Genomic DNA, 10,590 nt, shown 5'->3' with positions numbered 1-10,590 from the left:
TCCTTGTGAACGTCCAGGCCGATATACTTGACATTGCTACTCAGCATGCTGGGTACCTCCTTGGGGGGAAGGTGATTCTTCACTGGGACCACTTTCCCTCAAGGTAAAATGTCATATTCCTCAGAACTCTCTCCATAAAAAAAACCAGCTTGTTTCCCGCCGCAGTAAAATGAGCCTGAACTGGGCGGAGGATAGGGCCCATGCTGGGAAGCAACCCGAGCGCCGACTCAGTGGCCTCGACCGATACAGGGGGATGCTACGCATCCCCCTGTCGCTAACTGACCGATGAAACTCCCCTATCGGGAGAGGCACCAAAGCGCCAAATCCTGGGGGTGTGGGGGCAAAGCCCCCGCAAGCATGGGTCGCCGACCAAGACTGCCTTCTTAAGCAGGACGCCCTCTCATAATGCGTGCATTACCCTGAAGTCAACAGTTGAAGTCGCCCGCCGGTCAGTAAACATAACCCGACTTCTCGTGACCAATCTGTTACAGCGTCTGAATGACCGCAGGCTGGACCGATCTTCGCTCGCTCTCTCAGCCCAACCATTCAGCATAGCGTGCTGAAGACACGGGAGGCGAGGCCGAGCGATCACCGCGCTTGAACGACAAGTCCTTGGCGCGCGTGTTCAAGAAACATCTGTGTCGAACCGGGCGATTCCATATCCATAGGGCCCCCATCTTTGCCAACAGGGACAGCGCCACCCTCCGGCAAAGCTTCGCCATAGACAATCATCAACTCGGTTCGGTGATCGGTTGACGGTAAATGGAACATACGGACCAGAGCAGTCTTATGCGGAAGTGAAAGGTGCCGCTTTGCGAGCAGACGCTCCGTTGCTGCGCCATCCGAAGCCTGATCTTCCGCTAGCTTGGCCGCAAGATCGAACCAGCTTTTCACGTCATACGAGAACTGCAGATCACCTATTTGCGTTGTACGCATCGAATCGTAATTGTAGGTGTGCTTGCTGGTCGGGAGGACATGCTCAAACTGTACCAAGTAGAAGCGTTCTACAACATTGTCGGGACCCGAACGCGCAAAGACGTACTGTTCTGCCTCCGCATTTCCATAAAGATTTATTTGTTGAGTGCCGATGAATCGAAGCCCTTTCTGGACGCTCAGCTCCGCCTTTGGCGACTCCTGTGAAGAAATTGTTCTGCCTTTAACGTGGCGCACTGCTTTAACCCTTGCTCCGTCACTTCCGTGAGCGAATGTCGAAACACCGAGCATCAAGATCATTGCCGCAACAACCATGGCGCTACCGCTCGACAGGACTTGTCGTTTCCTTGAGTGCATTTCATAATCCTCGTTCACCCCTGAAAGATACGCCTGAGTAAAGTTAAAGTTCCCATCGAATTCGCTTGTAGCCACATTAATTCTCAGAAGCGCTTCCCGTCACTGATCCATCTGGGTTGATGCCAAATCGCCAAGTCGCTCATCGACAATGGAACGCGAGCCACATGGACGTGTAGTCGGCTATCCGGACAGTTGCCAAACCGGAAAGAGGCTTCTTCATCGCTAGTGAAGCAAGATTCGCCAGTACAGATCGATTGGTTCGGATGTAGTTGTGGCCAAGTTATGCTTCTTTTTCGTGGTTGTGGCCATATTATGCTTCAACTCTAAGCGCAGAAATGCAGACGCGTGACTGATAGCTAGAGAGTTACAGTGGCCAGAATATGCTTCAATCGGCCACATTATGGTTCAAAGGACGGCCAACGTCAGTTTGGCGAGACCGGGGTGAGACGTTTGGGCTCGACTCCCCGATTCGCTAAACTGTCCTCATGTGTGGCCGCTACGTCAGACGCTCCGATAAGCAACGCATCGCGGAGCACTTCCATGTCTATGGGCCGTCCGCTCCTGACTTCGGCCCTTCTTGGAACGTAGCACCGCAAACCTTTCAGCCCGTTGTCCTCCTCAATCGCGATACTCGCGAGCGCGAGATCGTGATGATGCGCTGGGGCCTTATTCCATACTGGGCGAAAGACCCGCAAATCGGCTTGTCGACCATCAACGCCAAGGCCGAGACGGTCGCAACCGCTCCCTCATTCCGCGAAGCATTCAAGAGACGGCGATGTCTGGTTCCGGCCGACGCCTTCCTGGAATGGCAAAAGATCGATGCCAAGACCAAGAAGCCCTTTGCTATAGCATTGAAATCTGGCGAGCCATATGGCTTCGCGGGTTTATGGGAACGTTGGCACGATAAGGCAGCAGGTGCAGAACTGCTCACTTTTTCCGTCATTACCACCGATCCGAACGCGGTCGTCGAACCACTACACAACCGGATGCCGGTGATTCTTCCAGACCGCGACTACAGCCGCTGGCTTGACGTTGACTCCTCGCAATTACCTATGGATCTGCTTCGACCATATGAGGCCGACCAGATGACAGCGTGGGAAGTCGACAAACGAATAGGAAATGTTCGCAATGATTCTCCCGAACTCCTCGAAGAGCAATCGACGCCGCCCAAAGAACCGAGCCTGTTCGATGACGCTCCTTTATAGAGGTTGAGATCAGGAGGAGCAGGATCCTGATCTCACCGCAGACTTTTGGACGGCCACCGTTAGCGGCTAGCCACGCTCACAAAATGAGCAGAAGCCGGGATCTTCCTTTTCTCGAAATCAGCAATCAATTCCTGAATGCTGGCTTCGCGCACGACTCCGGAAGCAGCTGACCTCATGCAGGACGAGGCTACTTTGAGTTGAGCGTTGTGATACGCGCGCCAAAAGGACCGCGTGGTACCGGGACGTGAGCGGGCATAAAGAGCCATAGGTGCACCCTCGAAGGTTGACGTAGGTTGTCAGTTGAGCGCTAGTCGGCTAAGCTCCGACCACGCGGAGTAGAGAGAACTGGATAGGGAATGAAGTTTGGCCCGGGGGTTCGGGGTCGCGGTTGAGGATCGGTTCTACCCGCAGAACTGCTTCACTGCCACAAACACCACAGCGATAGGGCCGAGAGTTCGAGATCGTGTTGCAGTTTTCGCAATAAACGGCCTGGTGCAGCGGAATACTGCAGATCGCAGGCTCCGTACGGATTTCTATGACTTTCGGCATCGAGCATTGCCTCCAAGAGGCGTTGTCGCCACTTTTCTTTTGGGGTTTGGTTTAGGGAAGCGGCCACCGATAGCGAACGCGTCATCTTCGTTCGTGAGTCGATGGATCGGAAAGTGATCGACTCCGAAGGTCTCGATGATCACTTCTTTGTGGCCCTCACAAAACGCTTCTTTGTCGATCACCCAGGCCGCTGTCCGCCTGCACATCGAGCACTGGATGAATTTCATGGTTAACCTCAGAACAGAAAAAAGGGATGCGATGTTTCGCATCCCTTCGGTCCTGTTTGGCACTAATAGTCAGGCTGCCGACTTGCTCGGAGCGGCCTGCGTCATCTCGTCTACTAGCTTCTTGAGGACACCGAAGTTGGGCACCCTGGCAAGAGACTGGACGCCGTGGTGGTCGAGAATCGAGTAGAACTTTGTCTCAGGGATCTCAGCTGCAATCTTCCGTACTTGAGCCATTCCCCGAGTGGCGCTCTCCACCCAGTTCAGTACGCTTTGTTGTAGTTGTTGGTTGGGAATATCGCGAGCGGAACGTACCTGCGCAACCATCATCAGAATGCTCTGATACAGAGCCTGGCCAAGTTCCGGTCGATGCCCCTCGATTTTCGTGGTGACGCTGGCATCAAGAGGACCCTTTGCAACAGGCGAGGAGGATCCTGGCTGCTGGTCCGGCTTCCCGGTTGCATTCGGCTGAAGGCTTGCGCCTCTGCACTTGTCATTGCGTTTTCGTCATCCGCCCACTCCTCTCCGCTACCACTGTGGCTTCCGATACCGGCGATGCTCACAGTGCACGTCACCAGCACCTTGCCCGTCTGGATCATCTTGTCTTTCTTGATCCTGGTTACAGGCGAAATGGTGTGGACCGCGTACTGCCGGGTCCATCCACTCGCGGTGAGTACTTCGTTCAGCCTGTCCGTGTACGCGCGCGGGTTGGCATACGGCGTGACACGACCTTTGCGGCCGTCTCGGGATGTAGCTGCCACAAGCCATCTGACCTCATCCTTGTCGAATGGCTCTTCTAGACGCAGCAACACGTCCGCAATCTCTTGCGTATTTCTTTCCATGATTTCACCTGCTTTTTGAGGATTTCTAAGGAGGACAATGCTTGTTTGCCTGAAATGGCGAGCGTCGACACCTTTCACTCGCCGCGCGCCATGATCAGGAACGCCAACTGCTAGCAAGCAGAGAGGGGTTGAGTGATTTGGCAGATCACTCAGAAGGGTGGCAGGTCGTCGTCCGTGATACCGAGTTCGCCGTACTCCTGCTAAGGGAGATATCTCGCGATTGTTGTACCACCAAGCTTTCCGATTCCGAAAACTTGGGGTGCATCAATAGCATCATTTTCACCCTTACCTGCAGATAGCACTAGCTTCGCCTCAGCGCTGAACGCATCTCCCGCCTCAAAGACTTGGGTCATTTGACCGAGTTTCGAACCTGTTTTACACATAGCACTCGCGATTTGCACGGGCAGGCTGTCTGGACCCTGGCACACACCGTAGGTTCAGCCGCCACGATGGCTTCGGGCGAATTGCTAAGCGCAATTGCTGGACCACAAGTACAGGTTTGATCGAACCATTGGAGAAAAGATAGGGCTCTGGCTCATCCCCTTTTCGGGAGAGCAAAGCTCTGGGAGGATACATGCCACAGCAAAGACAGATTTCAGCTCTTCACCTGCTCGAGGTCCCAACAGCTCACTCTGAGGACTTCAGTCATCCGAACCCAAGGGAAGCGCGGGCACCGGTCGATTCGACAGGGCGCGAAACGCACAGGGATCCGCTTCTCACAGTCGAGGATGTTGCTCGACGGCTCAATGTTAGCAGGGACTGGGTTTGGGACCACTCTTCACGCAAGGTCCCACATCTCCCGGTGATCCGAATGGGCGATGGCACGCTTCGGTACCGATCGAGCGGGATCGAAGCGTTCATCAGCGAAAGGGAACGCCTCTCTGCTCTACGGACGGGACGCCGGTAGAATAAGAGCGGCCCACGGTTCTTCCGCCACAGAAACTGAGGAACGAATGGGCAAGTCGCATCAGGCAGGTTGGGTTTCGTTGCGCGGAAAATACTGGTACGGGTATTTCCGCGAGACGGTGCTCGATTCAGAAACCAACGAGGAGCGAGTCAGGAAAGTACCTGTCAGACTCGGTCTCAAATCGCAGATGAACAAGCTCGGAGCGCGAGGTGCGCTACGGGCGGAAATTACAAAACGCAGTGGTCAAATCCCGGAGCGCAAAGTGCTGAAAGACAGCTCTGTGACCTTCGGGTGGTTTGTTCGCAACCGCTACTTCCCTGTACGTAAGGGGGATTGGCGACCGGAGACGGCTATTACAAAGATGTCCCAGATCGAAGTCGACCTGATCGACAAGTTCGGCGAGTACCCGCTGGATTCGTTCGATAAGTTCGCGCTGCAAACGCATTTGACAGACTTGGCGGATCGCTATTGCCAGGATCGCGTAAAGCAGGCTCGATCGTATCTGAAGTCTATATATATTCGACGAGGCCATCGAGCAGGAGTTCCTTCTCAAGGACCCAACCCGGAAGCTGAGAATTCCCAAGAATCTTCGGCCTAAGGACAAGCAGGTTTTGGGATGGGACCAGTTGTGGTTGATTCTGGCAAAGTCGCCCAGAAGAGACCGCCTTCTGCTTGCCCTCGACATGACGGAGGCGCTGCGTCCGAGCGAGCTCTTCGCTCTGCGGTGGCGTTCTTTCGATGACTGCAACACGTTATCGATCACCGAAACCGTCTACCGGGGGAAACTCCGGCCTTATGGCAAAACCCCTGGAAGTTTGACCAAGGTCCACCTGCCCGACGGGCTGGCGAACGAACTGTGGAATTGGAAGATGGAGTGCAAAGAAGTCTCACGTAAGAAGGCCATGCCGGATGCGTTCATCTTCCCGAACGCGGACGGTGGCTTTCTGCACGCCAATAACTACCGCTACCGGGTGCTTGGGCCCTTGGCGAAGGATTTGGGGATCGAGCGGCTGAATTTCCAGATCTTGCGCCGAACGATGGCGACCCAGGCGCAGAGCATGGGATCGGTGAAGGACATCCAGGCGCACCTGCGGCATTCGAGGCCCCGACACGACGGCCCACGAGTATATGCAGGCGCTGCCTGAGAGCGTGCAGGCGATGGTCCGCTCGGTGTACGAAATGCTCATGAAAGGAGGGGAGGAAAAAACGTCGTTTTCGAATTTGCCACAAAATGCCACAAACTTTTCGGATGAGGCATCTGTAAGTCTTTGAAAATATGGTGGGCACAGCAGGATTCGAACCTACGACTTCCACCGTGTGAAGGTGGCACTCTACCGCTGAGTTATGCGCCCTCAAAAGTCGCAGCCGAAACCAGCCGGTTCCGCCGCAGAGGAGTTTACTTTTCAAGAATATCACCCCCACGACCTCACGCCAAAATCCACGATTGACTCCCGGTAAGCCCCTTAGACAATGGTGGTTACCGATCCCGCCCACGCAGTTACAATCAAATCGGAAGCATGGCCCCGTCTCCCCATTCCGGTCACCCCCTGATTCCTCCTTCGCAGGCTCATCAGAATCCCCCGGAATTTGGCCCGGAAACGCAACCCGGAGACGAAGATGGGGTTAGCAAAAGCATGGCTACGCTCGCGGTCAGCCCCACGCTTCTTGAGAGCCTCCAGACGGCCGAGCATCACCGGCCGGCCGGCGAATTCGCCCACATGGACGATGCCGCCATCATGCTCGAGCTTCGTGCCGGCAACATGGCGGGCTTCGACTACCTCATCCAGAAGTACCGTAAGCCGATTATTCACTTCATGTACCGCATGGTTCACAACCAGGCCATCGCCGAGGAACTCGGTCAGGAGGTCTTCCTCCGCGTCTACCGCTCCCGCGATACCTATCGCGCCGAGGCGCGATTCAGCACCTGGCTCTATCGCATCGCGACTAACCTCGGCGTCAACTACGCCCGCGACACGCGCCACGAGCGCACCGCCTCCACAGTCTATCTCGATGAGGTCGACGGCGAGACTGGAACGACGCCCGACGTGGCCGACAGCACTCCGGGCGCAGAAGCCAGCATGCTCCGCCGCGAGAGGCTGGAAGCAATCCGTCAGCACGTCCTCGCCCTGCCCGAGCGGCAGCGCATGGCCGTGCTGATGCACAAGTACGAAGGAATGGACTACCGCCAGATCGGCGATGTGCTGAAACTGAGCGAGTCCGCTACAAAATCGCTGCTCTTTCGTGCCTACCAGACGTTGCGCGAAAAGCTTAAAACGTTCATTTAGTCCTTCGGGACCTTAATAGCGCCGATCGTTTTATGCGGCGCATCTGACGAAAAAGGATTTGGAAAGGTTCACCATGATCTGCCATGACTGCCAATCCGCTCTTCCGGATCTTCTGCTCGATCCGGCTGCTCCGTCGAATGCCGCCGCGCGCGAGCACATGATCTCCTGCGCCGATTGCCGCGGCGAATTCGAGTCGCTTCAGGCCACGATGACCCTGCTCGATACCTGGAAGGCTCCGGAGCCCTCGCCGTACTTCGACCAGAGGCTCGCCGTCCTGCTCCGTGAAGAGCAGGCCAAGGCTCCGGCCGGCTTGCTTGAGCGCCTGCGCTCACGGCTGCTCTTCAACACCGGTCGCCAGTTCCGCCCGGCGCTCGCCGGAGCCCTGGCTCTGGTTCTGCTGATCGGCGGCGGAGCTTTCGCCAATCTCTCCGGGATTCTCTCCGGCAACCCCGAAGCCTCGCCCGCAGTCACCGATCTCCAGGTGCTCGACAAGAACGACCAGGCACTCCAGACCGTGGAGCTGCTCCTGCAGGAGGAAAACCCGAACGACGAAGCACCGGCTATCCCGGCCAGTTAGCCGCACAAATCTCTCGCCGAAAGGACCCGGACGAAGTAAGCTTTCTAGCAGGACGAAATCGGTCCCTCCCTGCAAATCCAAGACGTCATGCCACTGTCGCTCAAAATCCGCCGTGCCGTCACTCCAGCGCTCGCGGCGTTCGTCCTCGCGTGCGTCTTCGGCTTTGCCTTGGCAGCGCCTGCCAGCGGGCAGAGAAATGGCGGCGTCCGAGGAGGCCCGGCCGGGGCGCATCCCCCCGCTGCGACCGCACCTCACACCGGCCAAAACCACGAGCATCTCTCCCAGTGGATGGACCGCCACAGCAATCTCCCGCTCGACCAGCAGCAGAAGGCGCTTGAGAGCGAGCCCGGCTTCCGCGACCTGCCGCCGGAGACCCAGCAGCGGATGCGCGACCGCCTCACCCAGCTCAACAGCATGCCCCCGGAGCAGCGTCGCCGCCTCCTCGAGCGCAATGAGGCCATCGCTCATCTTAGCCCCCCACAGCGCCAGCAATTCCGCAGCGCCATGCAGCAGTTTGGAAGCCTGCCAAAGGATCGCCGCCGTCTCGTCGGCCGCGCCTTCCGCGATCTCCGCGATATGCCCGAGCCTCAGCGTCAGGCTATGATGAACTCCGACCGCTTCCGCACCCAGTTCTCCGACGAGGAGCGCAGCACGCTCAACAACCTCCTCGCCGTCGAGCCCTACATCCCTGTCCAGAAGCCCAGCGATCCCCAGGAGTTCGGCAAATAAACTTCGCCCTAAAGAAGAGATAGCCGCCCGAAGGCGGCTATATAAGTGGCGGGGGGAGGTTCGCAGGGCTATGGTGGGAGGGCACCGCTTGCTTTGGGCCCAGCGTCGAAGAACTCCCGGAGCCTCACGGTTCAGCCGATCAGGAGTGCGGCCTCGAAACCGTGATCTAGGTGCTGGCTCGGGGTATTCCCTGAACGGTCCCCTTCCTCCATAGTGTTTGTATTCTGACCCCGCACTGCAAAGGGCATCCATACCACTCCGTAAAGCCCCTATACAACTTTCGAATAAGCCCCACACCAGCCGGTCCAAAGCAGACGTTGTCAGCCTGAGCGAAGCCCCCTGTATCTCGGCCGTCGAGCCGCTCCCTCCTCCGAACAACGCCCCCTTGACGAGCCACCCTCACTCCCCTACGCTCGGAGCATGCACACGCCTCACATCCTCTGTTGTTGCCGCCGCTCCTCGCTGGCCTGCGCAGAGGCGTGTTGCGCGCTTTAATCCCCCAAGCGCCTCTCCTGCACAATCCCATCCGCATCACAACTCTGAAAGAATCGAGCTCCTCCCATGAACGCTCTTGCCAGGAAGCCATTCGCCGCACTCCTTCTGCTCGTCGGCTCCGCCTTCGCCTTCGCCTCCACCCCCAGCGTCACCGGCACATGGGAGGGCTCCGCCGCCGTGCGCGGCCAGAAGGTTCCCATCCGCCTGCAGATCTCCGGCCCGTCCACCGCCCTCAAGGCCGCGCTCCTCAACGGCCCCGAACAGGCCGCCGCATCCTCCGTCACCTTCACAGATAACAAGCTCACCGTAGCCTTCAACTATTACGCCCGCACCCTCGAGGCCACGCTTGCCGACGACACTCTCACCGGTACCTTCGGCCTCACCTCCACCTCACCCAAGGCCGCCCCGCGCGTGCCTGTCGTGCTCCACCGCGTCACCACAGACGCCACCGCCACAACCGTCGGTCCCGACATCCACGGTGACTGGGAGATCGCCGTCTCCTCCTCCAAGGGCGAGTCCGCCTGGCAGCTCCGCATCGCTCCCACAAAACAGTCAGGCCTCATCCACGCCGTCATCCAGCGCATCGACGGCGACACCGGCTCGCTCTACGGCTCATGGGATGGCCACCATTACACTGTCAGCCACTTCACGGCCGCCGGCCCGGCGCTCTACTCCATCACGCCGCAGTCCGACGGTACTCTCCTCGTCTCCAACCTCCTCGCCTCCGAAGCTCAAAAGGCGCAGGCTCGTGACCTCGTCGCCCGCCACCCCGCCGACGCGCGCAAGCAGAACCTCGCCGCCCCCACCGACTCCACGCAGCAGACCACCATCAAGGACCCCGCAGCGCCCTTCAGTTTCAGCTTCCCCGACCTCTCCGGCAAGCTCGTCTCCAACACCGACCCGCAGTTCCGCAATAAGGTCGTCATCGTCGCCATTGGCGGCTCCTGGTGCCCCAACTGCCACGACGAGGCCCCCTTCCTCGAATCGCTCTACAAGAAATTCCATGGCAAAGGCCTTGAGATCGTCGCTCTCAGCTTCGAGGAAGAAGACCAGCTGAAAGACCCCACCCGTCTTCGCGCCTTCATCGAGCGTTACGGCCTCACCTACACGGTCCTCGTCGCCGGCACCCCCGACGAGCTCAACGAGAAGATCACCCAGGCCGACCACCTCAACTGCTGGCCCACCTCCTTCTTCCTCGGCCGCGACGGACGCGTCCGCGAGATCCACGCCGGATTCGCCGGCCCCGCCAACCCCGAAGCCCACCAACAGCTCGAGCACGAGGTCACCGACCTCGTCGAAAAGCTCCTCGCCGAACAACCCTCCACTCAAAAAGCCTCAAACTAGCGGAGCGCATACAGCCCCAAATCAAGAGTGCAGAACGAATCGCATCGTTCTGCACTCTTTAAGCCCACTGAAGCTTGTCATCCTGAGCGAAGCGGCGAAGCCGCGCAGTCGAAGGATCTGCGGTTCGACTATCGAGCCAAGAA

Annotated in this window: 12 protein-coding genes and 1 tRNA gene; 8 read left to right on the top strand and 5 right to left on the bottom strand. The window is 58.0% G+C overall.

Annotation, left to right across the window (positions count from 1 at the left end; all coding sequences use genetic code 11):
* Positions 1-588 precede the first annotated feature (588 nt).
* A complete protein-coding gene (locus tag Q363_RS21235; protein ID WP_157467282.1) occupies positions 589-1,365 on the bottom strand; it encodes a hypothetical protein in 777 nt (258 codons plus the stop codon).
* A 410-nt stretch (positions 1,366-1,775) separates the two neighbouring features.
* On the opposite strand from Q363_RS21235, the gene Q363_RS21230 reads away from it, so the two are divergent.
* Entirely contained in the window at positions 1,776-2,495 is a 720-nt protein-coding gene (locus Q363_RS21230; protein ID WP_035354518.1) for an SOS response-associated peptidase, read from the top strand.
* 533 nt (positions 2,496-3,028) lie between these two features.
* Here Q363_RS21230 and Q363_RS21225 read toward each other — a convergent pair.
* The 3 genes from Q363_RS21225 to Q363_RS36475 form a co-directional block, all read right to left on the bottom strand.
* A complete protein-coding gene (locus Q363_RS21225) occupies positions 3,029-3,271 on the bottom strand; it encodes a hypothetical protein (RefSeq protein WP_035354516.1) in 243 nt (80 codons plus the stop codon).
* 69 nt (positions 3,272-3,340) lie between these two features.
* Positions 3,341-3,598: a hypothetical protein gene (locus Q363_RS21220; protein ID WP_035354515.1), complete on the bottom strand. Its 258-nt coding sequence runs from the start codon at positions 3,596-3,598 to the stop codon at positions 3,341-3,343.
* A complete protein-coding gene (locus Q363_RS36475; protein ID WP_157467280.1) occupies positions 3,598-4,188 on the bottom strand; it encodes a Rad52/Rad22 family DNA repair protein in 591 nt (196 codons plus the stop codon). Before Q363_RS36475 ends, Q363_RS21220 begins: the two co-directional genes overlap by 1 nt.
* A 496-nt stretch (positions 4,189-4,684) precedes the next feature.
* Between Q363_RS36475 and Q363_RS46620 the strand changes: the two genes are divergently transcribed.
* From Q363_RS46620 to Q363_RS21205, 3 genes are read left to right on the top strand one after another with little or no spacing between them, the layout of a single operon-like run.
* Entirely contained in the window at positions 4,685-5,017 is a 333-nt protein-coding gene (locus Q363_RS46620) for a helix-turn-helix transcriptional regulator (protein WP_425387740.1), read from the top strand.
* A 46-nt stretch (positions 5,018-5,063) separates the two neighbouring features.
* Positions 5,064-5,615: a hypothetical protein gene (locus Q363_RS21210; RefSeq protein ID WP_035354514.1), complete on the top strand. Its 552-nt coding sequence runs from the start codon at positions 5,064-5,066 to the stop codon at positions 5,613-5,615.
* A gap of 13 nt (positions 5,616-5,628) precedes the next feature.
* A complete protein-coding gene (locus tag Q363_RS21205; protein ID WP_035354513.1) occupies positions 5,629-6,162 on the top strand; it encodes a site-specific integrase in 534 nt (177 codons plus the stop codon).
* A gap of 132 nt (positions 6,163-6,294) precedes the next feature.
* Here the strand turns inward: Q363_RS21205 and Q363_RS21200 are convergent.
* Positions 6,295-6,369, bottom strand: a tRNA-Val gene (locus tag Q363_RS21200).
* 282 nt (positions 6,370-6,651) lie between these two features.
* Here Q363_RS21200 and Q363_RS21195 point away from each other — a divergent pair.
* The 4 genes from Q363_RS21195 (at position 6,652) to Q363_RS21180 (ending at position 10,447) form a co-directional block, all read left to right on the top strand.
* Positions 6,652-7,302 (top strand): RNA polymerase sigma factor, encoded by a 651-nt coding sequence (locus Q363_RS21195; protein ID WP_157467278.1) that lies wholly within the window; start codon positions 6,652-6,654, stop codon positions 7,300-7,302.
* 73 nt (positions 7,303-7,375) lie between these two features.
* The gene (locus Q363_RS21190; protein ID WP_035354512.1) at positions 7,376-7,879 is read left to right on the top strand and encodes an anti-sigma factor; all 504 of its coding nucleotides are present in this window, start codon (positions 7,376-7,378) and stop codon (positions 7,877-7,879) included.
* Between the two features lie 87 nt (positions 7,880-7,966).
* Entirely contained in the window at positions 7,967-8,608 is a 642-nt protein-coding gene (locus Q363_RS21185; protein ID WP_035354510.1) for a DUF3106 domain-containing protein, read from the top strand.
* Positions 8,609-9,169: 561 nt separating this feature from the next.
* On the top strand, positions 9,170-10,447 hold the full coding sequence (locus tag Q363_RS21180; RefSeq protein ID WP_035354508.1) for a peroxiredoxin family protein: 1,278 nt from the start codon (positions 9,170-9,172) through the stop codon (positions 10,445-10,447).
* Positions 10,448-10,590: the final 143 nt, after the last annotated feature.

This window comes from Edaphobacter aggregans DSM 19364, from assembly GCF_000745965.1.
Classification (GTDB): Bacteria; Acidobacteriota; Terriglobia; order Terriglobales; family Acidobacteriaceae; genus Edaphobacter; species Edaphobacter aggregans.
This window is presented reverse-complemented; position numbering and strand designations above follow the sequence as displayed.

What these genes read in the sequence shown, in the direction of transcription:
- Q363_RS21230 (WP_035354518.1), top strand. Translation starts at nt 1,776, where the DNA reads ATGTGTGGCCGCTACGTCAGACGCTCCGATAAGCAACGCATCGCGGAG.
- Q363_RS21225 (WP_035354516.1), bottom strand. Translation starts at nt 3,271, where the DNA reads ATGAAATTCATCCAGTGCTCGATGTGCAGGCGGACAGCGGCCTGGGTG.
- Q363_RS21220 (WP_035354515.1), bottom strand. Translation starts at nt 3,598, where the DNA reads ATGATGGTTGCGCAGGTACGTTCCGCTCGCGATATTCCCAACCAACAA.
- Q363_RS46620 (WP_425387740.1), top strand. Translation starts at nt 4,685, where the DNA reads ATGCCACAGCAAAGACAGATTTCAGCTCTTCACCTGCTCGAGGTCCCA.
- Q363_RS21210 (WP_035354514.1), top strand. Translation starts at nt 5,064, where the DNA reads ATGGGCAAGTCGCATCAGGCAGGTTGGGTTTCGTTGCGCGGAAAATAC.
- Q363_RS21195 (WP_157467278.1), top strand. Translation starts at nt 6,652, where the DNA reads ATGGCTACGCTCGCGGTCAGCCCCACGCTTCTTGAGAGCCTCCAGACG.
- Q363_RS21190 (WP_035354512.1), top strand. Translation starts at nt 7,376, where the DNA reads ATGATCTGCCATGACTGCCAATCCGCTCTTCCGGATCTTCTGCTCGAT.
- Q363_RS21185 (WP_035354510.1), top strand. Translation starts at nt 7,967, where the DNA reads ATGCCACTGTCGCTCAAAATCCGCCGTGCCGTCACTCCAGCGCTCGCG.
- Q363_RS21180 (WP_035354508.1), top strand. Translation starts at nt 9,170, where the DNA reads ATGAACGCTCTTGCCAGGAAGCCATTCGCCGCACTCCTTCTGCTCGTC.